31 protein-coding genes are annotated in these 25,312 nt (G+C 38.3%); 30 read left to right on the top strand and 1 reads right to left on the bottom strand.

The features are described 5' to 3' along the window. The first annotated feature begins 2 nt into the window (after nt 1-2). The 13 genes from ACEXOE_RS22135 (at nt 3) to ACEXOE_RS22075 (ending at nt 10,442) form a co-directional block, all read left to right on the top strand. Nucleotides 3-920 (top strand): sterol desaturase family protein, encoded by a 918-nt coding sequence (locus ACEXOE_RS22135; protein ID WP_394751057.1) that lies wholly within the window; start codon nt 3-5, stop codon nt 918-920. Further along, nucleotides 917-1,636: a VOC family protein gene (locus ACEXOE_RS22130; RefSeq protein WP_394751055.1), complete on the top strand. Its 720-nt coding sequence runs from the start codon at nt 917-919 to the stop codon at nt 1,634-1,636. The genes ACEXOE_RS22135 and ACEXOE_RS22130 overlap by 4 nt, the downstream gene beginning before the upstream one ends. Before the next feature lie 261 nt (nt 1,637-1,897). Then, entirely contained in the window at nt 1,898-2,341 is a 444-nt protein-coding gene (locus tag ACEXOE_RS22125) for a hypothetical protein (protein WP_394751054.1), read from the top strand. Between the two features lie 342 nt (nt 2,342-2,683). Continuing rightward, nucleotides 2,684-3,082, top strand: coding sequence for a MerC domain-containing protein (locus tag ACEXOE_RS22120; RefSeq protein ID WP_394751053.1), 399 nt, complete (start codon nt 2,684-2,686; stop codon nt 3,080-3,082). Between the two features lie 42 nt (nt 3,083-3,124). Then, a complete protein-coding gene (locus tag ACEXOE_RS22115; protein ID WP_394751052.1) occupies nt 3,125-4,324 on the top strand; it encodes a GTP-binding protein in 1,200 nt (399 codons plus the stop codon). Beyond that, nucleotides 4,273-4,959: an ATP-binding cassette domain-containing protein gene (locus ACEXOE_RS22110; protein ID WP_394751051.1), complete on the top strand. Its 687-nt coding sequence runs from the start codon at nt 4,273-4,275 to the stop codon at nt 4,957-4,959. The genes ACEXOE_RS22115 and ACEXOE_RS22110 overlap by 52 nt, the downstream gene beginning before the upstream one ends. Beyond that, nucleotides 4,956-6,221 (top strand): ABC transporter permease, encoded by a 1,266-nt coding sequence (locus tag ACEXOE_RS22105; RefSeq protein ID WP_394751050.1) that lies wholly within the window; start codon nt 4,956-4,958, stop codon nt 6,219-6,221. The genes ACEXOE_RS22110 and ACEXOE_RS22105 overlap by 4 nt, the downstream gene beginning before the upstream one ends. After that, nucleotides 6,211-6,648: a hypothetical protein gene (locus ACEXOE_RS22100; RefSeq protein WP_394751049.1), complete on the top strand. Its 438-nt coding sequence runs from the start codon at nt 6,211-6,213 to the stop codon at nt 6,646-6,648. The genes ACEXOE_RS22105 and ACEXOE_RS22100 overlap by 11 nt, the downstream gene beginning before the upstream one ends. Nucleotides 6,649-6,875: 227 nt before the next feature. Then, on the top strand, nt 6,876-7,454 hold the full coding sequence (locus tag ACEXOE_RS22095; protein WP_394751048.1) for a hypothetical protein: 579 nt from the start codon (nt 6,876-6,878) through the stop codon (nt 7,452-7,454). A 264-nt stretch (nt 7,455-7,718) separates the two neighbouring features. Beyond that, on the top strand, nt 7,719-8,294 hold the full coding sequence (locus ACEXOE_RS22090; protein ID WP_394751098.1) for a Crp/Fnr family transcriptional regulator: 576 nt from the start codon (nt 7,719-7,721) through the stop codon (nt 8,292-8,294). 56 nt (nt 8,295-8,350) lie between these two features. Next, nucleotides 8,351-8,980, top strand: a complete 630-nt coding sequence (locus ACEXOE_RS22085; RefSeq protein ID WP_394751047.1) for a DUF998 domain-containing protein — start codon at nt 8,351-8,353, stop codon at nt 8,978-8,980. Nucleotides 8,981-9,172: 192 nt separating this feature from the next. Continuing rightward, complete coding sequence (locus ACEXOE_RS22080; protein WP_394751045.1) at nt 9,173-9,754, top strand: Crp/Fnr family transcriptional regulator; 582 nt, start codon at nt 9,173-9,175, stop codon at nt 9,752-9,754. Nucleotides 9,755-9,818: 64 nt separating this feature from the next. Beyond that, a complete protein-coding gene (locus ACEXOE_RS22075) occupies nt 9,819-10,442 on the top strand; it encodes an FMN-dependent NADH-azoreductase (RefSeq protein ID WP_394751044.1) in 624 nt (207 codons plus the stop codon). A gap of 27 nt (nt 10,443-10,469) precedes the next feature. Here the strand turns inward: ACEXOE_RS22075 and ACEXOE_RS22070 are convergent, their stop codons facing one another. Next, the gene (locus ACEXOE_RS22070) at nt 10,470-10,826 is read right to left on the bottom strand and encodes a winged helix-turn-helix transcriptional regulator (RefSeq protein ID WP_394751043.1); all 357 of its coding nucleotides are present in this window, start codon (nt 10,824-10,826) and stop codon (nt 10,470-10,472) included. A gap of 101 nt (nt 10,827-10,927) precedes the next feature. Here ACEXOE_RS22070 and nfsB point away from each other — a divergent pair, with 101 nt between their 5' ends. From nfsB to ACEXOE_RS21985, 17 genes are all read left to right on the top strand, one after another. Further along, the gene (nfsB, locus tag ACEXOE_RS22065; protein WP_394751042.1) at nt 10,928-11,581 is read left to right on the top strand and encodes an oxygen-insensitive NAD(P)H nitroreductase; all 654 of its coding nucleotides are present in this window, start codon (nt 10,928-10,930) and stop codon (nt 11,579-11,581) included. Nucleotides 11,582-11,606: 25 nt separating this feature from the next. Beyond that, complete coding sequence (locus ACEXOE_RS22060) at nt 11,607-11,909, top strand: DUF1330 domain-containing protein (RefSeq protein ID WP_394751041.1); 303 nt, start codon at nt 11,607-11,609, stop codon at nt 11,907-11,909. A gap of 55 nt (nt 11,910-11,964) precedes the next feature. Beyond that, a complete protein-coding gene (locus ACEXOE_RS22055) occupies nt 11,965-12,768 on the top strand; it encodes an SDR family NAD(P)-dependent oxidoreductase (RefSeq protein WP_394751040.1) in 804 nt (267 codons plus the stop codon). Continuing rightward, nucleotides 12,769-13,692 (top strand): LLM class oxidoreductase, encoded by a 924-nt coding sequence (locus ACEXOE_RS22050; RefSeq protein ID WP_394751039.1) that lies wholly within the window; start codon nt 12,769-12,771, stop codon nt 13,690-13,692. 127 nt (nt 13,693-13,819) lie between these two features. After that, nucleotides 13,820-14,311: a hypothetical protein gene (locus ACEXOE_RS22045; RefSeq protein WP_394751038.1), complete on the top strand. Its 492-nt coding sequence runs from the start codon at nt 13,820-13,822 to the stop codon at nt 14,309-14,311. A 300-nt stretch (nt 14,312-14,611) separates the two neighbouring features. Further along, the gene (locus ACEXOE_RS22040; RefSeq protein WP_394751037.1) at nt 14,612-15,019 is read left to right on the top strand and encodes a YybH family protein; all 408 of its coding nucleotides are present in this window, start codon (nt 14,612-14,614) and stop codon (nt 15,017-15,019) included. Nucleotides 15,020-15,077: 58 nt separating this feature from the next. Continuing rightward, a complete protein-coding gene (locus ACEXOE_RS22035; RefSeq protein WP_394751036.1) occupies nt 15,078-15,950 on the top strand; it encodes an RNA polymerase sigma factor in 873 nt (290 codons plus the stop codon). 122 nt (nt 15,951-16,072) lie between these two features. Beyond that, on the top strand, nt 16,073-16,942 hold the full coding sequence (locus ACEXOE_RS22030; protein WP_394751035.1) for an AraC family transcriptional regulator: 870 nt from the start codon (nt 16,073-16,075) through the stop codon (nt 16,940-16,942). 74 nt (nt 16,943-17,016) lie between these two features. Continuing rightward, nucleotides 17,017-17,784 (top strand): MBL fold metallo-hydrolase, encoded by a 768-nt coding sequence (locus ACEXOE_RS22025; protein ID WP_394751034.1) that lies wholly within the window; start codon nt 17,017-17,019, stop codon nt 17,782-17,784. 76 nt (nt 17,785-17,860) lie between these two features. Continuing rightward, nucleotides 17,861-18,679, top strand: a complete 819-nt coding sequence (locus ACEXOE_RS22020; RefSeq protein ID WP_394751033.1) for a DNA alkylation repair protein — start codon at nt 17,861-17,863, stop codon at nt 18,677-18,679. 158 nt (nt 18,680-18,837) lie between these two features. Beyond that, complete coding sequence (locus ACEXOE_RS22015; RefSeq protein ID WP_394751032.1) at nt 18,838-19,872, top strand: serine hydrolase domain-containing protein; 1,035 nt, start codon at nt 18,838-18,840, stop codon at nt 19,870-19,872. An 88-nt stretch (nt 19,873-19,960) separates the two neighbouring features. Then, entirely contained in the window at nt 19,961-20,713 is a 753-nt protein-coding gene (locus ACEXOE_RS22010) for a class I SAM-dependent methyltransferase (RefSeq protein WP_394751031.1), read from the top strand. A 56-nt stretch (nt 20,714-20,769) separates the two neighbouring features. Further along, nucleotides 20,770-21,255, top strand: coding sequence for a GNAT family N-acetyltransferase (locus tag ACEXOE_RS22005; RefSeq protein ID WP_394751030.1), 486 nt, complete (start codon nt 20,770-20,772; stop codon nt 21,253-21,255). Between the two features lie 351 nt (nt 21,256-21,606). Next, entirely contained in the window at nt 21,607-22,320 is a 714-nt protein-coding gene (locus ACEXOE_RS22000) for a helix-turn-helix domain-containing protein (protein WP_394751097.1), read from the top strand. Nucleotides 22,321-22,381: 61 nt separating this feature from the next. Next, nucleotides 22,382-23,689 carry a DUF885 domain-containing protein gene (locus ACEXOE_RS21995; protein ID WP_394751029.1) on the top strand — a complete coding sequence of 436 codons (1,308 nt, stop codon included), beginning with the start codon at nt 22,382-22,384 and terminating at the stop codon, nt 23,687-23,689. 149 nt (nt 23,690-23,838) lie between these two features. Continuing rightward, complete coding sequence (locus ACEXOE_RS21990) at nt 23,839-24,378, top strand: dihydrofolate reductase family protein (protein ID WP_394751028.1); 540 nt, start codon at nt 23,839-23,841, stop codon at nt 24,376-24,378. Between the two features lie 202 nt (nt 24,379-24,580). Next, nucleotides 24,581-25,285 (top strand): CPBP family intramembrane glutamic endopeptidase, encoded by a 705-nt coding sequence (locus ACEXOE_RS21985; protein WP_394751027.1) that lies wholly within the window; start codon nt 24,581-24,583, stop codon nt 25,283-25,285. Nucleotides 25,286-25,312: the final 27 nt, after the last annotated feature.

The raw sequence follows: 25,312 nt of genomic DNA, 5'->3' as shown, positions 1-25,312 counted from the left end.
TTATGATTGAATTCTTAACAAAAAAACTCGATTGGATAGAGGTAAATTATTGGTTTTATATCCTTAACGAGCTAAGTTTAGTATACATCATTGTTCCTTTTTTTGTATTGGAATTAATCCGATATGCCTATTTAAGGAAGCTAAACAAGGATCTTATTTTAGATAGTCTTGCCAATATCATCACCTTTGGAGCTTTCTTTTTAATAGAAATTATTTTAGGGCTTTTGGCGGTAACCAAGCTTTATTTTTGGATATATTCCAATTTTAGCTTGCCCCATGTGGAATTAAATTTCGTCACCATAATTGCCTGTGTCCTATTGGCCGATTTTGCGTATTATTGGGAACATAGGATGATGCATAGAATTGGTATTGGTTGGGCCACACATACGGTACATCATAGTTCCCCCCACTTTAACATGTCAGTAGCATATCGGTTTGGCCCCTTGGATGCCATCATGCCCATTATATTTTCTTTGCCTATTGTGATGCTGGGCTTCCACCCTATTTTGGTGCTATTGTCTGAAGTTTTTGTTCAAGTATTCCAAACCTTGTTGCATACCGAAATTATAGGAAAGCTTACCAAGCCCGTTGAGTTTCTTTTCAATACACCTTCACATCACAGAGTGCATCACGGTTCCAACAGGCAATATTGGGATAAAAACTATGCAGGAATATTAATCATTTGGGACAGAATGCTAGACACATTTGAACCTGAAGTTGAAAAGGTCCGCTATGGAATTTCGGAACCCATACACACGAACAATCCTATAAAGGTATTTTTTCATGGTATTGCACGTCTCTTTGGAAAATTAAGAAACACCCAAGGGTTTCTAAACAAAATCTTGGTTTTTATAAAACCGCCCGACTGGACTCCTCCAAATGACTCAGGTAACCTAAACATAAATAAGGATAAACCATGAAAGTAAATCATTTCGTTTTTGCAGATTTATCTACCTACTCCCCTAAAAATTCCATCGCCTTTTACGAAAGGCTTTTTGGGTGGACCTATTACGAAAATAACAAGTATTATACGGCCTTCCTGGGCAATACCCAAGTTTCAGGTTTATATGAAACTCCCGAAACATTTAAACAAATGCGAATGCCTCATTTTTGGATGAGCTATATTCAAGTAGAAAATTTGGAGCACACCATAACCCGAGCCAAACAATTGGGCGGCATTGTTGAACTCAATTACAACATGGAAGGTTTCGGAAAAGTGGCTTTAATACGAGATGTGCAAGGAGCAGGTTTTACAGTATATGAGGGCAGTCAGTTGAAAAATACAAGAACAGAAAATCTAAAAAACACCCTTATTTGGAACGAATTACAGGTCTCGGATGTAGAAAAAGTCATTCCCTTTTACAAAGGGCTTTTTAATTGGACAATGAAACCCATTCAAAACGGTTTCTATCAGGTCTTAGACCACAAAGGAGAGCATATTACAGATATCATGGAGATTTCCAACCAATATAAGGGAAAATACGAGTATTGGGTATGCACATTCGGTGTTGAGTGTATGACAACATCTAAAAAATTAGTTTTAGGGAATGGGGGTAGTCTCATTTATCAGGAAAAAGATCGCATGTTGTTTTCGGACCATTCCAATGAAGCATTTTTTTACCTCAAAGAAGTTTAAAGAATAGCAACCATGATGCTGTACTTCTTCACTGGATGGGGTTTGACGAATTCAGCTATTCCTGCAATCCTTAAGTGGACCACATACCTAAAGTCAGAAAAACTGCCGAGGGCAAGGTTCAAAAACGAATTAATGAAGCGTCGTAAAATGTGAAATGCCCCTATATGGCAACCTTAATTAAAGGCTATTTATAGAGCAGCTGGAAGCCTGCCAACGCAACCAATATCCGTTTTGGTATCTTAAGGGTAAAAACAAAGCACCATGACCAGATTCTTTAAACCCTTTACCATGATATGCGCTATATTCTTTAGCCTAACTCAAATATCCTGCAACAGTGATGACGATGCCAATGACGACGCCAATGCGGAATGTCAGAATACCATCTGTACCTTGGAATTTGTAGTGATTTCGGTTTCTGTATCAGATCAAAATCAAAACCCTGTTGCTTTGGACTCATTTAGCGTTACAGATGTAGAAAATGGAAATAATAGAACCATAACACTAACTCCTTCAGAATTTGCGGCTGCTCAGGAATTTGGAAGGTACCCTTTAATTACGGATGGAATTCTAGGGCTAAATCAAGAACGGCAAATTCAATTTAGAGGATTCCTAAACAACCAAGAAGTGATCAGTGCCAACTATACCGTTGCGACCGATTGCTGCCATATTAGCGTAGTTGCCGGAGATCTACAACTTACACTCTAGGAATTAAAAAAACCACACTCCAAGCGTTTTCGAAATTGCCATTGCGCCTATAGCCATAGCAAAAAATGGAGAACTTTTCATTAGAACACCCCTTGTTGCCTTCTGGGTTTTAGATCGTACGGGCCTCCATAGCAATGCCTTGTATACTGCAAAAAGATAGAGAAGTATTGCTAAAATATCCATTGCTCCAATAGGTATTTAGGTCGTATTCCCAGAGAAGCTATGGGAATACTACAAATAAATAATATATTTGCACGCCATCTTATTGCAACTTTGTTGCAATAAGATGGCGCAACCTCTATATAATCAATAATGGAGGTACTATAATATGCAAATAATTACATGAGAATTAAGAACGACACCCTGGATATTATTGCTGTATCAAGTTCATTGATTTGCGCCATACATTGTATTGTTATTCCCGTGCTCCTTTCATTTTCTGCATTGAGTAGTTTGCATTTTTTGGAAAACCCTTATATAGAATGGGCCTTTACTATTTTCGGGCTCCTATTTGTTTTTATTTCGCTTTGGCCCAGTTTCAAAAAAAATCATCATCAAATAAAACCTTTGCTTTTTGCAGCTTTGGGTTTTACGCTAATTCTAATAGGAAGATTTCAATTCAATCTGCTATGGGAAATTGGCAATACGGTTATTGGTGCCTTCTTAGTAGCAATAGCCCATTATTTCAATTGGCAACTGATAAGAGTTTCCGAAAATAACAAATCGTATAATAAGAAGTAATTAAAAGGGGGATAGCCCCATGTACTCTGCAAAAATCAAGATATGAAAAAATTACCCGTAACGGTTTTAAGTGGCTTCCTCGGTGCAGGAAAAACAACCTTGCTCAACCACGTTTTACACAATAAAGAAGGTTTAAAAGTTGCCGTGATCGTCAATGACATGAGCGAGGTAAACATCGATGCCCAATTTATTGAAAATGAAAATGTCCTTTCCAGAACCGAAGAAAAATTAGTAGAAATGTCCAATGGCTGTATCTGTTGCACATTACGGGAAGACCTTATGGTTGAAGTAGAGAAATTGGCTTCCCAAGATAAATTCGATTATTTATTGATCGAGAGTACAGGCATCAGCGAACCCATTCCTGTAGCGCAAACCTTTAGTTTTGAAAGTGAGGATGGCACTATAGATTTAAGCCGTTTTAGCTATGTAGACACCATGGTAACCGTAGTGGATGCCTTTAACTTCTTAAAGGACTTTTCCAGTTCGGACTATCTCGTAACCCGTTCCCTGACAGACATTGAAGGGGATGATAGAACCATTGTGAATTTATTGACCGATCAGGTTGAATTTGCAAATGTCATTGTTATCAATAAAGTGGATCTTGTAAATGAGGAAGAACTGGAAGAACTCCAAGCTATTATCCAAAAACTAAATCCGGAAGCTACAATTATTACAACCAGTAAATCTGAGGTAGCCCTAAATCGTATCATAAATACAGGCTTATTTGATTATGAAAAAGCGGAAGCTTCTGCTGGCTGGATAAAAGAACTTGAAAATGAGCATACCCCGGAAACCGAAGAATATGGAATCAGTTCTTTTGTTTTTAGAAGTAAAAGACCTTTTCATCCCGAACGTTTTTTAACCTATTTAAATACCCGTTTCCCGCAAAACATTATTCGAAGTAAGGGGTTATTTTGGTTGGGGTCAAGACCACAACACGCCATTGTCTGGGGTACTGCCGGGGGTTCTGTTAAAGTGGACAATGCAGGGGTATGGTGGGCTTCTATGCCTTTTGGCGAGCGCATAGGATATGCCGCTTTCATTGACAATAAAGATCAAATAGAACGTGATTGGGATGTTGTATTTGGGGATAGAAAAATAGAACTGGTATTTATTGGACAACATCTTGAAAAAGAGGAGATGATCGGTCATTTAAACAATTGTCTTCTTACAGATCAGGAGGTAGCCCTATGGAAACAGGAATTGTTTCCACAGGAAGATCAGTGGCCCATACCAAGATAACGTATATGGTAAAGACAGATAGCCTTAGATTTCACTATACACAGGAACAGCCTGCTTTTAACTTTCCCAACATTGCTTTAGCCGCGCAAGAAGATTTGCTTATTCTAGGGCAATCGGGAATAGGAAAAACAACGCTTCTCCACCTTTTGGCAGGCCTATTAAAGCCTACTGGTGGCCATGTATACATTAATGAGGTTGCCATAAATTCTTTGTCAACAGCTAAATTAGACCTTTATAGAGGGCAAAATATAGGCCTTGTATTTCAAAAAAATCACGCTATACGATCTTTAAGCGTTTTTGAAAATGTACAAGCGCGACTTTTTTTCGGTAAAAAAGAAATCCATACAACAGCTATTGACGAGCTATTGAATGAATTAGGTCTCGGAAAACTTAAAAAACGTAAGCTACAGGAACTTAGTGAAGGGCAATTACAGCGCTTAGGTATTGCCCTATCGGTCATACACAAACCCAAGCTTATTTTGGCCGACGAACCTACTTCCAGTTTGGATGATGAAAACTGTGCCATTGTTATAGGATTACTTAAAAAACAAGCTCAAAAAAACAATGCCAACCTCATCGTGATAACGCACGATCACAGAATCAAACCATTCTTTCAAAATTCAATCACCCTATGAATATCTGGAAGATCAGCATTCAAAATATAAAGTCGAACCCCTTGTATACGGTATTGAGTATTTTTACACTCTCCCTCAGTATTTCGCTTCTCTTGGGAATTCAACAGTTGAAAACTTCCTTCCAATATCAAATGGAGAACAATTTGGGAGCAATAGATCTGGTCATTGGCGCCAAGGGCAGTCCGCTGCAATTGGTATTGGCTTCTGTCTTGCATTTGGACAATCCTACAGGGAATATCAGTCATGAAGAAGCCAAAAAAATAGGTAAAAACCCTATGGTTAAAATGGCTGTACCCATTTCTTATGGGGACAACTATAAGGGTTTTAGAATTCTGGGAACTACTTCTGAGTTTATTGCCTTTTACAATGGCGAAATCCGGGAGGGGCGTCCTCTACATAAAAGCATGGAAGTGGTATTGGGGCATACGGTAGCCGATAAGCTACAGCTTCACATAGGCGATTCTTTCCTAAGTTCACACGGATTGGTAGCCAATGATTTCGATGTTCACGATGAAGAATTGGTCGTAGTTGGGATTCTTAAACCCACCCAGAAAGTCATCGATAGATTGATCATTACTAAGCTCGAAAGTGTGCGGGATGTCCATAATCATACGTCTCATGACGGTGAAGCTGACGAGAATGAAGAAAAGCATGCGCTTTCCAATGTCGAGGAAGAAGAAAATCATCCCGAACATCAGGGAGATCATCATGAAGGCAAGGAGATTACCTCCTTGTTGATTTCTTTTAGAAATCCCAGGGCGCTTTTAACGCTTCCAAGAAAAATCAACAAAGACACCAATATGCAAGCGGCCTTGCCCAAATATGAATTGGACAAGCTCTATCAATATACAGGAATAGGGTTCAAAACAATATCCTGGATAGCGTATATCATTCTCATTATTTCCGGAGCAATTATTTTTATCAGTTTCTACAAAATGATCAAAGAGCGTGCTTTTGACCTAGCGCTTTTAAGAACCTATGGCGCTAGCGCCCTACAATTGGTAAAAATGGTTGCCTACGAAGGTCTTATCATAGGCAGTTTTGCCTTTGTCATTGGTTTTTTATGCACAAAAGCAGGGCTATACTTTATGTTTAACGTTCTAGAAAACGGACAGCAACATCACATGTTACAGGGATTGCCATTGGGGCAAATCGTACAGCTAATGGGCTTGGTATTGGCCATGATCATCCTATCCATTTCCCTAGCGATATATCCCATTATAAAAATGAACATATCAAACATTTTAAGTCATGAAAAATAAAATTCTAACCACATTAATACTGCTAAGTTGCTGTATTGGTTTTGCTCAAAAGAAGGTCACTTGGCAAGATTTGGCCCAAGTAAAATTTGAAAAAAAGTATTTTCCAGATTTTGGCGAGTACTTTTTGTACCCAGATTTTTCTTCATCCGTTAAAGCTTTGGAAGGAAAGAAAATAAGCATAACGGGCTATTATCTGGATATCAATCCACAAGGCAGTGTATTTGTGTTGTCCAAGGGTCCAATGTCTTCCTGCTTTTTCTGCGGTATTGGTGGTCCTGAAACCGCGATAGAGCTCCAATTCCCTGAGAAACCTCCCTTTAAAACAGACGATATTATTACCGTTACGGGAATATTGCAACTCAATAGCGACGATGTGGAGCATTTTAACTATATCCTTAAAAAAAGTGAAGCAAAGCTGGCCAAATAAAAGCCTACAACCCTACTTCACCGTCACAGAAAGCCCCTTATGGGATTATGCTTTCAAGGCTCCTCAATAGGAAGTCGTTTTCACGGAAAATCGAAGCCATTATCTTTAAAATTAGTTGTGGTTTGCGGTTTATTTCCTAATTTAAGTGCTGAAATTGTTTGCACAATTTTGTGCACATTGCTAATGGTATCCCAACTTGAAAAGAGATACCCCCTATTCATAAAACGATGAGACTTTCCATATTTGCATTCTTCTTTTTGCTACTTTGCTCCTCTCTTAAAGGGCAAGATATAGACACAGCATGGTACAGTGAGACGGTAACGAATGGAATAAGAATACAAAATAGTTTCCCAAAAGGGGGGCCATATCCAGGGCCCACCAAGAAGCATTTCAATTATAGTTATCTAGTATTTTATAGTCGTGTGGTCAATGAAACCGAAAAGCCTATAACATTTACCGTTAATTTTTCTGCTGATTCTATCCCAATTCCCAATTCCCCGAACACCTTCGTAAAACTGTTTCTACCTTCGGATACCATGACCCCTGAAAAGCAATCCCAATTTAGCTATGGCTTAACCACAGTAGCATCTCTTGACGCATCGACCAAATTTCAAAAAAAATTAAACCCAAAGGAGGATTCTCTTTTCTATGTCGTAGCCATTTTTTATCAAACAAAGGCCGATGCCTGGAATGAGGAAAGAGGCGGCAATCGGGGGGAGTTAATTTTGAAAGGGCAAGATCTTTTTTATAGGATGCTACCGCAGATCGATGCGCTTCCCTGCGGGCATATTACTTTTCATAAATAGGCCAGTCCTGGCAATGGAATTCAAAACAAGCTGAAGCGAACCTATTTCAAGGTCAAAATAAGTATGACCAACGTACAACTGTGCTAAAAGAATCAGGCAGATCAATCACAGAAATGCACAAATTGTTGTTCTCATAGTTTTGGACATTCTTTTCCAAAAGTCGTCTCTTATCAAAAAATATCCCTGATTTATTTATTACATTAGCAACCAAACCATGGGCTGACTACTGCTAATATTTTGTAGACAAAATAAAAACCATCTGACATTATAGAACGCTTATTACATCATATTGGCCGTTTCATTCCTGTTTCGACGGAACTGAAAAATCGACTTGAAGAAATTGGTCAAATCCAAAATTTCCCAAAAGGTCATTTTCTTCATAAACCCAATAGAATTTGTTCCCATACGTATTTTATAAATAGCGGATTGATACGGATCTATTATCTTAAAAATGAAAAAGAAATTACGGATAATTTTTCTGCAGAAAACGAATGGATTACCTCCGTATATAGTTTTTTCCAGCATATTCCGGATTATTTTCACATTCAAACCTTGGAAAAAACGGAAGTCATTAAAATTGCATTGGATGACTTGGAAGATTGCTTTAAAGATTTTCCCGAAATGGAACGCTTCGGCCGTATGTTGATTTCTACCTACTTTATGGAACAATCAGAACGGATAATTTCCCTTCAATTCAACACCGCCAAAGAACGCTATCGTTTTTTTGAACGAACCTCAAAAAACAAATTATCCAGAGTACCCTTGGGCATGTTGGCTTCCCATTTGAGTATGACACAAGAGACATTGAGTAGGGTTAGGGCAATACAGGATACTTTTTGATTTATATCAAAAAAAGAGATGGGTATTCTCTATACCTTTAGCCTTAAATTTAGCATATGAACCATAAATTCTACGGGATACTGGGAATGCTTGCCCCCATTGCATTTGTGATCGCTTACGCCATCCTATCTTCAATGCACCCGGAATATTCTATGTATACGAAAGCCATAAGCGAACTTGGTTCCGTTGACGCGCCAAACAAATGGTTATGGAATGTTTTTGGATATATTTTTACAGGAACTTTAATTGCCATCTACGCCCTGGGTCTCTACAAAAACGTAATAGAAACAAAATCTAGTAAATTACCTTTTTATGGTATTCTTTTAAGTGGCATATTCATGATTATTTCGGGGGTTTTCCCTGGGGATTGTCAGCATAGAACATCAACAACAATGCTCTTGCATACGGTAGGGAGTTTTGGGAGTTATCTTTTCTTTTTATTAGGTGCTTTTAGCTATTCCGAACCCATGAAAAAAACGGCTTACTGGAAAAGTGCCTGCAAACCAACACTCATGTTCACCTATCTGACCATAATATTCGGTACCTGGCCATTTGTATTCACCGGTAGCCCGGCATTTGGCCAAAGAATTGTATTCCTTTTCTATTTTGCCTGGATTTTTTATACCGGATTTAAAGTATACCATAAACCTGCGAAATCTTCAGCCATTGAGCATTTCTCAGGTTAATGGTTAAAACAGGCTTGTTTACAGCACTAAGACGGAGTTTTCAAATCGATGGGTATTTGCTAATTTTGTTGAAATACACAACTCTTTACATAAAAATATGATGATGTTCATCAAACTTATCGCTCGGAAAACCTGAAAACCCATGTTCTTTTCCGTGCTAATTTGTACCTTATCATCCTACTCTCTATTGCAATGAAAGCGTCTTTAATTCAATCTATTACCAAATACATCCCATTGAATGCCGAGGAAGAAGATCAAATCAAGGCATTCTGGACTAAAAAAACGCTTGAAAAAGGAACCTATTTGCTCCAAAACGGAAATATTTGTAAAACGGACAATTTCGTAATTCACGGGACCCTAAAAGCATTTTACATAAATCCTAATACGGGAAAAGAAGAAATCTTGTTTTTTGCGGTGGACCATTGGTGGGCAACGGATATTGAGAGTTTTCAAAAACAAAAACCTTCTATCTATAATATTCAAGCCATTGAAAAGACAGAAGTATTACAAATTGGCCGGAATTCGTTTCAAGAAATGCTAAGACAAATTCCAAAACTAGAACGTTTTTTTAGAATCATCCTTGAAGACTATCTCAGTAGTCTGCAACGAAGAATAATTAATAATAATGTTCTGAGTGCGGAACAACGATATTTGGATTTTATACAGCGCTACCCTGAAATTGCTGCTAAAGTCCCCAATTATCTCATTGCCTCCTATTTGGGAATTACCGCTGAATTTTTGAGTAGAATTCGAAAAAAACTAGAAGCATCTTAAACTAGGTCAATTTTTATCACTTTTCCAATTCGGAACTTTGCTTCATTATTCAAAATCTGAAAAAATGAACAAAGTACTTATCATTAATGCCAGTGTAAGAAATGAACGATCTCAAAGTCGAAAACTAACGCAACTTTTCGAAAAAAACTGGGCAAAGAAACATCCTAAAGACATCTTCACCCATCGGGAGGTTGGATTGAAGAAAATTCCACCAATAGATGAAGCATGGATCGCAAGTGCCTTTGTACGGCCACAGGACAGGACAGCACAAAATCAATCTGCGGTCCAGTACAGTAATACACTTGTCCAAGAATTTAAAGGGCACAACATTTATGTTATAGGGACCCCCATGTACAATTGGTCTATTCCTAGTGGTTTGAAATCGTACATAGACCAGCTCATGAGAATTAACGAAACCTGGAAGTTCCGTTCAGGTAAACCGGACGGGGATTACGTAGGGCTTCTTCAAAACAAAAAAATGTTCATCTTATCGAGTAGAGGTGACACAGGATATGGGGAAAATGAAAAAAACGAACATATGAATTTTCAAACAAGTTATTTGAAATTTGTATTTGGCATTATGGGAGTACAAGATATTTCTATCATCTCTTTGGACAATGAAGAATTTGGAGGGGAACTATTTGAGCGTTCCAAAAGAAAAATTTATCAAGAAATCAAAGAAATATAAAAGCCATGGCCCAACATCCGTGATGCTTTAGCCGGAATACCTTTCAGCAACACTGTCGCCCCAATCCGCAATGGATTGGATAATTGGAATTAACGTCTTTCCAAAATCGGTTAATGAATATTCCACTTTTAAGGGAGGTTTTGAGGTGTAGACCTTCCTTTTTACCAGACCATCTTCTTCCAATGCCTTAAGTTGTAAACTCAAGGTTCTTTCGGTTACCGTGGGCATCGCCTTTCTCAATTGATTATATCGTAATTTTTCATTCATCAAGTGAAAGAGTATCACAGTTTTCCATTTCCCTCCAATGATTCCCATGGTTAAGCTTGCACAACAAGGGTATTCTTTCCCTCGAAACTGATGTTTTTTCGGTATTGTTTTTCCCATAAATAGCTACTATCCTTTTTGACCGTTATTGCAAAGGTAATTTACTATAATTAGTTTTGCAACTATAATTAATATAGTAAATAAATTATTAAATAGATCACATGAACATTCAAGAAATACTGAATTGGAGATACACGACAAAAGCATTCGACGCTTCCCAAAAAATAAATCCGGAAAATGAAGAAAATATCAAGGCTTTATTGCAAATGAGTCCTTCTTCGATCAACTCGCAGCCTTGGCATTTTATCATTGCCAGTTCTGTAGCCGGGAAAGAAAGATTGGCCAAAGGGACTTCGGGTTTTTTCAGTTTTAATGAACCTAAGGTTCTTAACGCTTCGCATGTGGTCCTTTTCTGTGCCAAAACAGAAATAAATGATGCCTTTTTGCAGCATGTAACGGATAAGGAAGATGATGATGGCCGACTTGCAGAAGAAGCCTTCAAGATGCAAAATTTTGGCGCAAAACAACTGTTTACCAATATCCATAAATATGACTTAAAGGATGCCCAACATTGGATGGAGAAACAAGTGTATTTAAACATTGGCAATTTTCTTTTGGGTGTAGCAGCACTGGGCATCGATGCCGTCCCCATGGAAGGTATTGATACTAAGGCCCTTGATGAGGAATTTGGATTACGGGAAAAGGGCTTCACCGCTTTAGTCATGGTAGGATTAGGTTACCGGGCTTCTGATGATTTTAATGCCAAACTGCCTAAATCCAGATTGCCAAAAGAGGAAATTATCACGGAAATTTAGTTATGAATTCAAACATCACATCAAAATGAACTACTATTCAATCCTAGACGTAACCCCTTCAACAGATACGTGGATATCGGACTATATTCCAGCGGCAAATACCCTTGTTACAAAACACGGAGGGCGATACTTGGCCCGAACTACCAAGCATGAACAAGTGGAAGGTGATAAAAAAGAAGCTGCCCTACGAATTATTATTGAATGGCCATCCAAAGAAGCCGCTCTGAATTTTATGGAAGACCCGGAATACGCACCGCACCTAAAGGCAAGAACAGCGGGTTCCAATAGCCATCATTATTTAGTGGAAGCAAAAGACGATTTGGCCTAAAAAAGCCATTTAAAAACATCTTTGTTTAGGATAAAACTCCTTTAACGTAAAAACAATGGAGACAAAAACAATACTGATCACCGGAAGTACCGATGGCATTGGCAAATTGGTAGCGATTCAATTGGCAAAGGATGGCCATCAAATGCTTTTGCATGGAAGAAATCATAAAAAGCTTCAAGAAACAATAGTCGAAATTAAAGCGATTACGGACAATGGGAACATCCATGGTTTTGTTTCCGATCTTTCCGATTTCAAAAGCATTCAAAAAATGATTGCGGAATTATCCGATAATCACTCAAAAATTGATGTATTGATCAACAATGCAGGAGTGTTTAAAAGCAAAATCCAATCTAATCCATATGGTCTGGATTTACGCTTTGCGGTCAATTATTTTGCCCCCTATCTATTGACCAATGGATTGATGCCACTGCTCAAAAAAAGCCCTTTCCCAAAAGTGATCAATTTAAGTTCGGCTGCGCAATCACCAGTTTCCATAGAGGCATTAAGGGGCAATGAAATTGTATCCGAACAAGAGGCCTATGCACAAAGTAAATTAGCCTTGACCATGTGGAGTTTTCACCTCTCAAAACAACAGGATTTCCTTAATGTAGTTGCTGTTAACCCAGGTTCATTATTGAACACTAGAATGGCTCAAGAAGCCTATGGCCAATTTTGGTCTTCTGCCGATAAAGGGGCTCAAATCCTATACGAATTGGCTATCCCAAATCAATTTACTCCTGGGGCGGAAAATTACTTCGACAATGATCAAGGTAACTTTTCCAAAGCCCATAAGAATGCTTATGATCTGGATCTTGTTGCAGATCTAATTACTGAAACCAATAAAATTTTAGGTATATAAATGCGTGTATTTTCAAAAGTAGCTACTCAGGGGAAACTAACTTTGGGACTGGTATTTCCCTTGGAAGCATACCATGGTCCAATAGCAAAAATGAAAGGGCAGGAACAATTGGCCCAGCGAGCGGAGGAATTGGGTTTTACTGCACTTTGGTTTAGAGATGTGCCTTTTAACGACCCCAACTTTGGTGATGCAGGGCAACTGTTCGACCCTTGGATCTACATGACCCACATCATGAATCACACCAAAGAGATCGCCTTGGCTACGGGCAGTATAATTCTTCCCCTGCGTCATCCTGTTCATACCGCAAAATCCATCCATAGTCTTCAGATACTTTCAAACGAAAGATTGCTCTTAGGGGTAGCCTCCGGGGACCGTCCCATAGAATATCCCGCTTTCAATCAAGAATTAAATCATAAGTCGGCTTTGTTCAGGGATAGCTTTTTTTATATTAAGGCCTTGCAAGGGGATTTCCCCAAGTATGCCTCAAAGTTTTATGGCGCCACCCATGGAGGAATAGATCTACTTCCTAAGTATGATCATAAAACGCCCATGTTTGTCACAGGACATTCAGGACAATCCTTGGATTGGATTGCTGAACATGCCGATGGTTGGTTGTATTATCCTCGAGATTTTGCAACCTTGGCATTGGTCATGCAACAATGGCAAGAAGCCTTGACCAGCCTTGAAAAAAGATGGAAACCTTTTATGCAATCCTTATATGTGGATGTTACTAAAGATACGCAGCGAAAACCAAGCCCAATCCATCTTGGGTTTAAATCGGGTACGGCCTATTTGCTGAGACATCTAAAATTATTGGAATCCCATGGCGTAAACCATGTTATTCTAAATCTAAAATACGGTTCCAGACCTGCAGGGGAAATGATCGAAGAAATTGGGGAACAGATCCTCCCCCATTTTTCCTGACCACTTCCCCTCCAATAATAAAACCAGTATCAGTCGTATGTTTGTCGGGGGTTTAGAGGTAACTTTAAACTGCCCTATCATTTATTTAAAGTATCTTGTATGCTGAAAAACAAATCCGGCAAACTACATGAAAAAACTAGTCACTTTACTTATAATCATGGGATTTTTCAGCAAATTATTCGGTCAGACGGAAAAGCAGAACCCGGAATCTGTCTATGAGCAGGAACTTCGGTTGGAATACAACATTATGAAAAATATTTCCTTAGAAAAAAGTTCAAAATATGCTGACACCTCCAAATACAGGTTTATTGAGGAGGGAATTTATGAGGATCTAAACGATGATAGTGAACAAAAATACCGCATGATATTGTCGTACGAATTAGCCTTGGACGAAAGCAATAACCAATACCCTTTGGAGGATATTCTAGATAAGTATCTACTGCATATTTCTGATTTCCTTGAAAACGAAAATGATGCCAATCCAAATACCTATAGGTATGAGTTTGGAGGGTTTTTAGATGGTATGAGAAAAGCAAAAGAGCTTATTGGAAAAAGAGTTTTCAATAGGGAATATAGAAATGAGGAAGGGCAAATATTGGTCCAATTGGTCATTGAATAACAAAATACAGCTTGCCGCGTACATCCTTCCCCGTATAAAAATTACCCTTGGCGAATTCTTCAGATTTCACACACTACCTGAATGTTGTGAATAGGATAGCTATTTCCTTAATATATCGAATAGCACTTAGAATTATTTTTAAAAAATAGACTTTTACTGTAACGGTCATCTTTCTGTTGTGTCCAAAGATAAAGCAAGCACTGCATTGCTAAAAAAACACTTTTTATGTACAACACCCGATTAAAATTAACAATTGTCATACTATGCAGTATGACCTCAATCAGTTTTTACGCTCAAACTATGAAAACATCAAAGATGACAACAGTACAACAACAAGTAATACAGGCCATTGAAAAAATGACAAAAGCCTTTGAAAATAAGGATATTGATGCCGTCATGGCTTGTTATGAACCCAATGCAGTAGTGGTATTTGAACCCGAATCTCCCGTATCGGACGCGAATATCCTACGAAAAATGTTTACGGAAATGTCCAATGTAAATCCGAAATTCACCTATAGTGGACATGAGGTATTCGTTACAGGAAATATTGCAACACATATTGCACCTTGGAAAATGACCGCAAAAGCCCCAGATGGAACAGCGATCGAACAAAGTGGATTATCCGTTGCCGTATTGCGCAAGCAAGAAAATGGGGAATGGTTAATGACTATAGATAATCCGCACGGACAATTCTTAATGACCAAATAAGTTCCGCACAATTTGTCTTTGCAGTGAAAGGCAAATTGTGCTATTTTACACAGCGCTAATGATTAAAAAAATGTTTGATACTACAACTTCGGATACCGTTCTTATAGAAAACGCCCTTGCCGGAAATAAGACGGCCTTGGAGGAATTGATCAAGAAGTATCAGGATTGGATATACAATGTTGCCTTGACTTTTGTAGGCGACAAAGATAGTGCGGCCGACCTAACACAAGAGGTATTGCTGAAAATCATCACAAAGCTCAGCTCCTTTAAACAAAAAAGTGCCTTTAAGACTTGGGTGTATCGCATTCTAAAGAATCACTTCTTAAATATGGAAAGAGGAAAATACGAGGTCGACGCCCCAACATTTGAAGAATTTGGCCAGGGACTTGATCAATTGCCCAATGAATCCCTTTCGGATTATTCGTATGAAGTTGAAAATAAGCTTCTGGTAAAAGAAGCCAAAATTAGCTGTATGAAAGGAATGCTGCTATGTCTGGATCGCGAGCAACGAATGATTTATATTATTGGGGCTTTATTTGAATTCCCGGATAGTGTAGGCAGTGAGATCATGGAAATCTCAAAAGAAAACTTTAGAGTGAAATTGCACAGGGCGAAAAAACAGTTATATCAATTTATGGACAACAAATGTGGTCTTGTACATAAAAACAACCCTTGTCGTTGTGCCAGAAAAACTGCCAGCTTCATAAAAATGGGATTTGTTGACCCCATTAATTTGCATTTTCAGAGAAACACCATTGCCGAAATCAATAAAGTGATCGACACAAAAGTTGAAGTCTATACGAATGACGTAAAATCTGAGTATCAAAAGTTATTTCAAGAACATCCTTTTTTACAGAGCCCAGATGCCTTGGAAGCCATTAAGAATTTGCTCTCTTCGGAAACTATAAAACAAACCTTTAATTTCAACTAAAGGAAATTGTAAGGTGTAATACCATATATAAAGCGTCCTTATTCCAAAATTTAAGGTAGTAAGAAACCCTTCAATGGTGCATATCATCTGTACATTAGCTATCTTGATGTCCAATATAGGCCATGAAACATGTAAAATTCAATAAAAGTTTCTGCGGGGTAGACCTTCTACTTAATGTCTTGCATAGTCCAAATACCGCCAGCATGGTATTTGCCAACGAATTGTACACTACTGATTTTTTTCAAATTGTATTTATCAAGAAAGGAAATGGTACCCTCTTATTAAACGACCAAACCATTAGTTTAGAAGACAATAGCATTATATTTATTTCAGAAAATCAAAAATATCGATGGAACATTGATCAGGAAAAATTTGACGCTACCTTATTGGTTTTTCAAGAGGACTTTTTAAATGAGTTTTTTTCGGATAAGTATTTCACCTATCGCCTGCTGTATTTTTATCAAATAGAACTTCCACTGCACCTCAAGGTTTCAAAGAACATTACAGACGACTATCTAGCTAAGTTGAAGGAAATTAAAACAGATTTGGTCGCTTCTAAAAGCGATAGTATCCATTTGATTCGGGCTATTCTATACTATATTTTAATTCAACTTAACCGACTTTATTCCCAACGATTCGATATTACTTCCACTATTTCAAATGATAATTTGGCTTATGAATTTAGAAAACTGGTAGAGCAACATATTTATGAAAAGCAACGCATCGCTGATTATACCAGTCTATTGAATGTTAGTCGCATTACCCTTAATAAGGCCATTACCAAGCAATTCAATGTGACCACAACCGATTTTTTAAAATCCCGTCTCACCTATGAAATTAAGATGAAACTGTTGTTTACCTCTGCTACTATTCAGGAGTTGGCCGATTTGTTTCATTTTTCCGAATCCAACCACCTTTCGCGTTTTTTTAAAAACCAAACGGGTTTAACTCCAAAAGAATATCGCGGGTCTTATCAAAATGGTAGGAATTGACTCTTATCTGGTATCCTGCTATCCACTTCATCTTTTGACCTTTGCATCATAAGAATCCAAAGATCGAAAAGAAAATGAAAATTCATCATATACGAAATGCAACTTTGATCCTAGAAACAGCGGACAAAGTAATCTTAGTAGACCCCATGCTCAGCCAAAAAGGGGAAGCGGGACCTCCTTTTACTTTTTTTCGTTTTAAGCCCCAGCGAAACCCTACGGTAAATCTACCCTCCAATGCACAGGAATTGATCAAAAAAACAACACATTGTTTGATCACCCACCTCCATCCGGATCATTTGGATAAAAAGGCGGAAGCATTTCTTCGTTCTAAAAACATCCCCATAATCTGTAGCATAAAGGACGAAGCTTCTTTACGAAAAAAAGGATTACATGTATTGCAAACCGTGGCCTATTGGAAAAGAACCGATTTTTTAGGCGGAAAAATAGAGGGAATCCCCGCAAGACATGGCTATGGTTTTATTGCCAAGCCCGCGGGAAATGTTATGGGCTTTTATATTGACTTTCCGGGTCAACCCAGTGTTTATATCAGTTCGGACACCATTTATACCGATGATGTGCACAAGGTCCTTACTGAATATCGGCCGGCAATTAGTGTACTAGCTGCCGGATCTGCACAATTTGATCTTTTCAAACCCTTGTTAATGACTATGGAGGATATCCTTCGTTTTGTTCAAAATGCTCCAGGCAAAGTCTTTGCCAACCATATGGAATCTGTTAACCACTGCCCAACGACCAAGGAACAATTGAGAAAGGAAGTTGCTGCAATAGGATCTACTGAAAAAGTATGGATTCCCAATGATGGGGAACATATGATCTTCTAATACTACTATTTCGTAGATTTGGAACAGCATTATACGCGTTGCGTACCGTTGATAAAACCTAATAATCCTTTGAAAAATGAACAAAGACATTCTTAATAGAAAAGGAGCAAGAAAAGCTGCTGACATTCCCGCTGAAGTTGTGGAATTACTGAATAAGGGAAAAATAGAAACGGTAAACCTGACTGAATGGCTCGCTATTGATCATAACGCGTTGATACAAGCGGTATTTCCGGATTTAGGCATTGAAAAAACTACAATTGATGCCATCATCAAAGAAATACAGGCACAGAAAAAACCCTCGGCAATGAATACGACCAGGTTGGTCGGAACAAGCCTTTCCCAACATTATTCCAATACAAAGGGTTTGGAGGTCATTTTAGATAAATTAAGTACGCATCTGTCCGATTCCATTCGCTGCTATGCCCCATATCTTATTGCTTTAAATGAAAACCTGACCCTTGAAGAAAAAATGGCACGCGCGCAACACTTAGTGGCCGATACACATTTTGGTGTAAGAGAAGTGGTTTGGATGGCGTTGCGGCCTGAAATCGACAAGAATCTTGAAAAATCGATTCAATTTTTAGCTACATGGACAAAAGACAAGGATGAAAATATTAGGCGATTTACCACCGAAGCTACCAGACCACGAGGTGTTTGGTGCAAGCACATTGACCGACTTAAAGAAACCCCTGAACTTGCTTTGCCCATTTTAAACAATCTTAAAGCAGACGATTCAAAATATGTGCAGGACAGTGTGGGGAATTGGTTGAATGATGCCAGCAAGACGCGACCAGATTTTGTCATTGCCCTTTGTGAAAAATGGCAAAAAACAAGTCCCACCAAAGCGACGGAAAAAATCATAAAACGGGCCAAAAGAACCATTGACAAAGGCTAAACTTCTACAAGGAGAATAGCCCGTAGCTTTTTATTTGCGCCTCTTTTTAAAATGTTTGCTGATTTTCTATTTCCGTTATGTCTAGCAGTTAAAACGAGCAAAACAGGAAAAAGCTGCAATAAATGCTATACTTTTGATTAAAAAGTAGGGCATTCCAAATGAACATAACAAAAAAACAGATCATCAGAATCGTACTTATTGGTGGAGGCATCTCTTCCCTGTTTTTTGTTCCTTGGCTTTTGGTCAAAGCCTGGATACTTCCATTGCCAGACACCATACAGGAACAAGCGGACGAAGCCATTGGTCACGGATTTGATGGTATGATCATCTATGTGGACCAAGCTGGGCAATCGCCACAATATTTTGCTTCTGGCTGGCATGATCGAGAATTAAAGATACCCGCTAAACCTAATGCATTGTTTAAGATAGCGAGTATTAGTAAGCTTTATGATGCGGCAGCAGTCACTAAATTGGTAGGTGATGGACGGCTTTCTCTAGATAAAACTCTTGCTGAATATTTACCCGAACTTAAGGGGAAGATCGAAAATGCGGATAAAATTACGCTGAGATTGATGGTACAGCACAAAAGTGGCATCCCCAATTTTACAGATACTCCAAACTTTTGGGCGGCTCCAACGGAGACCTACGAAGAAAGCCTTGCATTGATCCTGGACAAGCCGGCCAACTTTGAGCCCGGGGAAGATTACGAATATTGCAATACAAACTATCTATTGATCAATAAAATCATGAATGATGTCTTAGGCTATGACAACTTTCAATTCATTCAGGAGGAAATTCTAAAGCCACTGCAACTCAACAATACCTTTGGTTCCCTTAAGGAAGTAAATATGGGGAATGTAATGAGTGGTTATCATGTAGGACACCCTCTGGATTTAAAGGCGGACGAACATGGGATGTTGGCTACGGCAGCGGATGTGGGCACTTTTCTCCGAGCCTTAAACGATGGTTCCTTATTTGAAGGGAAGGAACAGGAAATATACGCCTCTATTTATAAGTTTGAACATGGCGGTTGGGTCCCGGGCTATCAAAGTTTTGCTAAATATCACAAAGATCTTGATGCGGTAACTATTGAATTCTATAGCACTACGGATTCCAAACTTTACAATTGGAACTTGTCCGAAATCATAAATACAAGAATTGTCAAAATACTGAAAAGGCAAAAAAGTTCGTAAAGGCATTCCGTAGCATTTAGGTGATATCTCTTCGGAGTTCCATACCAAGGGAATAGCTGGATAACCTAATCGATTTTAAAGGAAAAATATGGATAGAAATTATAAGGTTGGGAATTTAATTTATGATGCACACATTTATGATGGCTTAAATACCGACTTGGCAGATTTGGACTTTTACAAACGATGGCTACCGGAAAGTAAAGATGCGCATATATTAGAGCTTTGTTGTGGCACAGGCAGACTTACGATTCCGATCGCAAGGGAAGGGCATAAAATTAGTGGAGTAGACTATACTCCGTCTATGCTGGAACAAGCTAAAACAAAAGCTCTGGAGGAAGGGTTGGAAATTCCTTTCATTGAAGCGGACATATGCAATTTAAAGCTATCGGAAAAATATGATCTTATATTTATCCCATTCAATTCCATTCATCATTTATATGAGAATAAAGATCTGTTTAAGGCATTTCAGGTAGTGAAGAACCATCTCAAAGAAGGAGGCCTGTTTTTGTTCGATTGCTTTAACCCCGATATACGATTTCTTGTAGAAGCTGAAAAAGAACAGAGCGAAATTGCAAAATATACTACCGAAGATGGAAGGAAAATAGCAATTAAACAGACCATGCAATATGAAAGCAACACACAGATCAATCGTATTGCCTGGCATTATCATATCAATGGAGTTTTTGATTCTATCCAAAACCTGGATATGCGAATGTATTTCCCTCAAGAATTGGATGCCTACCTACAATGGCAAGGTTTCACCATTCTCCATAAGTTTGGAAGTTTTGAGGAAGATGCCTTCAATGATCAATCGGGAAAACAGATTTTTGTTTGTCGATAGCTTTTTGGGGCCATATCAAGAGACTGTGATCTACAATCCTAAATATAACATGATCTATGAATATTCAATTAAGAGAGGCCACTATTGAGGATTTGACCCTATTACAGTATTGGGATACCAAACAACATGTTATTGACGCTGATCCGGATGATGATTGGGATTGGGAAAATGAATTGAAGGCCAATCCGTCATGGAGAGAACAATGGATTGCTGAATTCCATGGAAGGCCTATTGGGTGTATTCAAATCATTGATCCCTATTTTGAAGAAACCCAGTATTGGGGAAAGGTAGAACAAGGAAAAAGGGCTATTGATATCTGGATCGGTGAGGAAAAAGACCTCAACAAAGGATATGGAACAATTATGATGCAACTGGCCATTAAACGCTGCTTCAAAATACCTGAGGTCGATGGAATTTTAATCGATCCATTAAAAACCAATGTCAAAGCCCATAAATTTTATAAAAGACTGGGTTTTGAATTTGTGGAAGAAAGGAACTTTAACGGAAGCTGCTGTTTTGTATTCGAATTAAAAAGAAGATGATATTTAAAATTCGTCACCATACCTTAGGACATCAAAGTGATATCAATGACAACAAACCCTAATATCATTGAAAGTATTTAAAATAAAACCATATCCATAGCGCCCCTTATTTTCGTCATTGATCATCAGGGCAAGGCCAATGTCTCTACTAAAAGAATATTCACTACTTTTAATAAAAAGCAGAACTTCCCGCTATAGAAAACGCAAATACGCATTTCACTAGCATCAAAACTTGAAGATATCGCAGTAAACATTCAAAAATACAAGGAAACTACAGGAGAGATTAAATTTTCCCAAGCAAAAAGCAAATCCCAATACCAAGGAAAGACAAAAGGGCTTGCTTTGAAGTATGTGGTGGAAGGAACGGAAAATTACCAAATAAAAGATATGGATTTGCCTTTGCACCAAGGACGATTTTTGCTTCTAAAAAAAGATGAACCCTATACCGTTGCTTTTGAAAACAAAAGACATCTTACCCAAGGCGTTTGTATTGACTTGAATCTGGATACCAATGAAAAATTAATCAACTTATATAACAATGAACTCTTGTTTAAAACCTCCTTTAGTTGTGGTGGTTCCTCCGCTTTAGGAAACGCACTCCAGCACTTATGGCCAAAACCAGATCAAAAAACAGATGCTATCGCCCTTCTTGATTCCATTTCTTCCCAATTGGTTTCGTTTTCCAAGGAAGTATTTGAACTACAGAGCAGGTTGGGCATATATGTAAAAAAAATTGAGACAAAAAGGATGCTCCTTTGCAAGCTGATGGCTTCAAAAGATTTTATTTACCAAAACTACACCCACAAAATCACTTTAGATCAGCTGTCCCGGGAATCTGGTATTTCTAAGTTTCATTTTTCCCGATTATTTAAAAATTGTTTTCATCGATCCCCCCTTGAGCTCCAAGAATTATTAAGAATGCAAAAAGCGCAAAAAATGATGCTGACCAAAGAAATGCGCATAACCGACATTGCTTTTTGTTTAGGATATTCAGATTTGGCCGCCTTCTCCAATCAATTCAAAAAGCATTTTGGGAGGCCACCCTCCTCCTTTTTTGAGGATTAAAATTCGCAAGATTTTACAAATACTTCCTTTTTTGAATTTCTACTTTTACGAAAACTTCCTTATGAAGAATTATTTTTTTCTCTTTGTTTTTTTCGTAATCCCCTTCGCAAATTGTCAGGATAGCACAAGCGCTTCTGCCCCTAACTTTGAAACCTTTGCCAAACACTTTAGAGAAGGGTTCGAAAAATGGAATCTTCCTCCCACCCAACTTTCCTATGTGGCCAACCTCCAATCTATTAAAAGCGAAGATTCGGTGATACAACAAGAAGTATTTTTTAAAAAAGCCGCTTCCTATTTAAGCGAAATACATCCCGAAGACCTATCGAAAAAAAATCGATTGGATTTTGAATTGATGCGGTATGAAACGGAAATGAATCTGCTCAGAATTGCCCAAGAGAAAAAATGGCATGATGCGCAAGTTCAGGACATTTCAAATAGCGGTATTTTCCTGTTGCCTAACGGGAAGGAGCTGTACACCTACTTCTTGAAACGTTGGGTTGGCTTAGAAGTGACTCCAGACCAAATGTATCAGTTTGGCCTAAAGGAGATAGAACGCGTAAAAAAGCGTATGAAAACGGTACAAACTAGGGCAAAAATGGATGACTCAACATTTAAAACGCATATCAATACGCCCGATTTTTATTATGAAGACGTGGAAGTTGTTCAAGAAGAATTTGAAAAAATAAAAAAAATCATCGCCAAGGGCTTAGCGGAAAACTTCCCAGATGTAGATTTGATTCCAGAGGTAAAAATTGCACGTGGCACAAATAAGAATTTGGCCCAAGTTCCTGCCTTTTATAGAAATGAGACTTTCTATTATAATTTTTTTGACCAAGCTTTTAACAAACGTCAAATCAGTTGGATTTATATTCATGAAGCCATGCCAGGGCATCATTACCAGATCATGTTAGAGAATATGTTGGAGCGTTCGGACATTCAAAAAATGTTTCAATACTCAAGTTATCGAGAAGGATGGGCGGCCTATGTTGAAGAAATTGGGTACGAAATTGGTGCTTATCGCGACATTTATGATGAATTGGGAAAATGGGAATGGGATATCATCCGATCGGTACGGGTAGCCATGGACGTTGGAATAAATTACTACGGTTGGAACGATCAAAAGGCATTGAAGTTCTGGCAACAGCATATTCCCGAACAAGACAGTATTGGGTTACGGGAAATTGCCAGAATGAAACGATGGCCTTGTCAAGTGATTACGTATAAATATGGAGCGGACAAAATCTTAACCTTAAAGGCAGAATTTGAAAAACAAAAAGATTTTAATTTAAAGCGATTTCATCAGATGATTTTGGAAAACGGATCCCTCCCCTTTTCAATTTTAGAAAACATCATAGCCTCAAAAAAATAAGCTCCCCATCCATTTTCACAGGGAATCACAGGCAAAATCTTATTGCGTGAAAACATTATTCCATCGTAAGCTCCCTGCATAAACAGGGAACTTTCCGTACCTTTAGCAAGCGCCTTATGACCTTTAAGCAAGGTAAATCGGAAAAAATCATGGACAAAAAGAATAGTGTATTTATCGCCACAAGTTTGGACGGATACATTGCCGACAAAAATGGAGGAATTGACTGGCTATACAGCATTCCAAACCCAGATAATGACGATATGGGGTATCTAAAATTCAATGATACCATAGATGCCCTGGTCATGGGGCGTACCACATTTGAAACCGTTTGTGGATTTGATGTTGCCTGGCCCTATGACAAGCCCGTTTTTGTTTTGAGCAATACGCTAAAAGAAATCCCTGAAAGTCAACAAGGAAAGGCTTTTTTGATTCAAGGAACATTGACAGAAATTGTGCAACAAATCCATAAAAAAGGATTCAAACGTCTTTATATTGATGGTGGGGCCACTATTAGAAGTTTTCTGGAAGCAGATTTGATCGATGAAATGATACTCACCACAATTCCCGTGGTTTTGGGCGGGGGTTTTCCCTTATTCAAGGAACTTCCCAATCCCTTGCAGTTTGAACTGATCGAAACACAAATCTTTCTGAATCAAATCACCCAGCATCATTATAAAAGAAAAAAATAAACTGCATCCGACAACCAGAACTCATTCTTGCTTTTGCGGTATAGCAAAAAACATTATCCGAGCCGTCCAGGGTTAAATCCAATCCTAATGCAATCGTTCAGGCTTCTTCATGAAGGTTACATGCAAACATTGGCTTACTAGACCAAATCCATAGCTGTAACGAATATGGCGAATTATCGTCTTATAGTATAAAATAACCATCGTGAGTACCAAAACCACAAAAACCTCCTACAAGCAACCCCATTTCAAGGGATTCTTTCTGGATCTGGTCCTTTATATTTCGGTAATGTTTTTGGTAAGAAAAGTGTATTTTGACCAATTGCATTTCATTGCCAACGGGCTTTTATGGTCCTTTTCCACCTTGGCAGTGGCCACATGGAGAATGAAAGTTCGGAATATATCATGGCATGATTTAGGCTTAAGAAAACCAAATCAGATGCTAAAAAGTTTGTTGGTTACTGCTGGTATTTTAATAGCAGTTCCTATTTGCATTGTAATTTTTCAAAATATTCAGGAGTTTTTACCTTTTTCATTGGCACCGGATCAATCATCCGAAAATGCAGTTTCAAAATTTGGTCCATTAAAGGGCAATTGGCCTCATTTTTTTATGATTATCCCTTTTGTATTATTGCAATCTGCCTTAGAGGAGCTATTGGATAGGGGGTTCTTAATCACTTGGTTGGAAAGGTTGTTTTCCAAAACGTACTTTGCAACAGCTATTGCTGTTCTTTTACAAGCCATGCTATTTGGATTTAGACATTCTTATGATCTATCGGAAAGATCGGTTACGGTGGGCATTATTGGGTTGATCATGGGCATCGCCTATGTGAAATTTGGACGGAATTTATGGCCCTTAATTATTGCTCATGCTATCCTAAACACCATGTCCATGATGGGTAGAGTCTAGTCATTGTGCAATCATGAATTTATAAAG

The organism is Spongiimicrobium salis (assembly GCF_043678055.1).
GTDB lineage: Bacteria > Bacteroidota > Bacteroidia > Flavobacteriales > Flavobacteriaceae > Spongiimicrobium > Spongiimicrobium salis.
Note: the sequence above shows the minus strand (reverse complement) of the source record. Positions and strands in the feature narration are given on the sequence as shown.

Bases quoted from the DNA above. Each gene is read 5' to 3' on its own strand.
- ACEXOE_RS22135 (WP_394751057.1), top strand. From the start codon at position 3: ATGATTGAATTCTTAACAAAAAAACTCGATTGGATAGAGGTAAATTAT.
- ACEXOE_RS22130 (WP_394751055.1), top strand. From the start codon at position 917: ATGAAAGTAAATCATTTCGTTTTTGCAGATTTATCTACCTACTCCCCT.
- ACEXOE_RS22125 (WP_394751054.1), top strand. From the start codon at position 1,898: ATGACCAGATTCTTTAAACCCTTTACCATGATATGCGCTATATTCTTT.
- ACEXOE_RS22120 (WP_394751053.1), top strand. From the start codon at position 2,684: ATGAGAATTAAGAACGACACCCTGGATATTATTGCTGTATCAAGTTCA.
- ACEXOE_RS22115 (WP_394751052.1), top strand. From the start codon at position 3,125: ATGAAAAAATTACCCGTAACGGTTTTAAGTGGCTTCCTCGGTGCAGGA.
- ACEXOE_RS22110 (WP_394751051.1), top strand. From the start codon at position 4,273: ATGGAAACAGGAATTGTTTCCACAGGAAGATCAGTGGCCCATACCAAG.
- ACEXOE_RS22105 (WP_394751050.1), top strand. From the start codon at position 4,956: ATGAATATCTGGAAGATCAGCATTCAAAATATAAAGTCGAACCCCTTG.
- ACEXOE_RS22100 (WP_394751049.1), top strand. From the start codon at position 6,211: ATGAAAAATAAAATTCTAACCACATTAATACTGCTAAGTTGCTGTATT.
- ACEXOE_RS22095 (WP_394751048.1), top strand. From the start codon at position 6,876: ATGAGACTTTCCATATTTGCATTCTTCTTTTTGCTACTTTGCTCCTCT.
- ACEXOE_RS22085 (WP_394751047.1), top strand. From the start codon at position 8,351: ATGAACCATAAATTCTACGGGATACTGGGAATGCTTGCCCCCATTGCA.
- ACEXOE_RS22080 (WP_394751045.1), top strand. From the start codon at position 9,173: ATGAAAGCGTCTTTAATTCAATCTATTACCAAATACATCCCATTGAAT.
- ACEXOE_RS22075 (WP_394751044.1), top strand. From the start codon at position 9,819: ATGAACAAAGTACTTATCATTAATGCCAGTGTAAGAAATGAACGATCT.
- ACEXOE_RS22070 (WP_394751043.1), bottom strand. From the start codon at position 10,826: ATGGGAAAAACAATACCGAAAAAACATCAGTTTCGAGGGAAAGAATAC.
- nfsB (WP_394751042.1), top strand. From the start codon at position 10,928: ATGAACATTCAAGAAATACTGAATTGGAGATACACGACAAAAGCATTC.
- ACEXOE_RS22060 (WP_394751041.1), top strand. From the start codon at position 11,607: ATGAACTACTATTCAATCCTAGACGTAACCCCTTCAACAGATACGTGG.
- ACEXOE_RS22055 (WP_394751040.1), top strand. From the start codon at position 11,965: ATGGAGACAAAAACAATACTGATCACCGGAAGTACCGATGGCATTGGC.
- ACEXOE_RS22050 (WP_394751039.1), top strand. From the start codon at position 12,769: ATGCGTGTATTTTCAAAAGTAGCTACTCAGGGGAAACTAACTTTGGGA.
- ACEXOE_RS22045 (WP_394751038.1), top strand. From the start codon at position 13,820: ATGAAAAAACTAGTCACTTTACTTATAATCATGGGATTTTTCAGCAAA.
- ACEXOE_RS22040 (WP_394751037.1), top strand. From the start codon at position 14,612: ATGAAAACATCAAAGATGACAACAGTACAACAACAAGTAATACAGGCC.
- ACEXOE_RS22035 (WP_394751036.1), top strand. From the start codon at position 15,078: ATGATTAAAAAAATGTTTGATACTACAACTTCGGATACCGTTCTTATA.
- ACEXOE_RS22030 (WP_394751035.1), top strand. From the start codon at position 16,073: ATGAAACATGTAAAATTCAATAAAAGTTTCTGCGGGGTAGACCTTCTA.
- ACEXOE_RS22025 (WP_394751034.1), top strand. From the start codon at position 17,017: ATGAAAATTCATCATATACGAAATGCAACTTTGATCCTAGAAACAGCG.
- ACEXOE_RS22020 (WP_394751033.1), top strand. From the start codon at position 17,861: ATGAACAAAGACATTCTTAATAGAAAAGGAGCAAGAAAAGCTGCTGAC.
- ACEXOE_RS22015 (WP_394751032.1), top strand. From the start codon at position 18,838: ATGAACATAACAAAAAAACAGATCATCAGAATCGTACTTATTGGTGGA.
- ACEXOE_RS22010 (WP_394751031.1), top strand. From the start codon at position 19,961: ATGGATAGAAATTATAAGGTTGGGAATTTAATTTATGATGCACACATT.
- ACEXOE_RS22005 (WP_394751030.1), top strand. From the start codon at position 20,770: ATGAATATTCAATTAAGAGAGGCCACTATTGAGGATTTGACCCTATTA.
- ACEXOE_RS21995 (WP_394751029.1), top strand. From the start codon at position 22,382: ATGAAGAATTATTTTTTTCTCTTTGTTTTTTTCGTAATCCCCTTCGCA.
- ACEXOE_RS21990 (WP_394751028.1), top strand. From the start codon at position 23,839: ATGGACAAAAAGAATAGTGTATTTATCGCCACAAGTTTGGACGGATAC.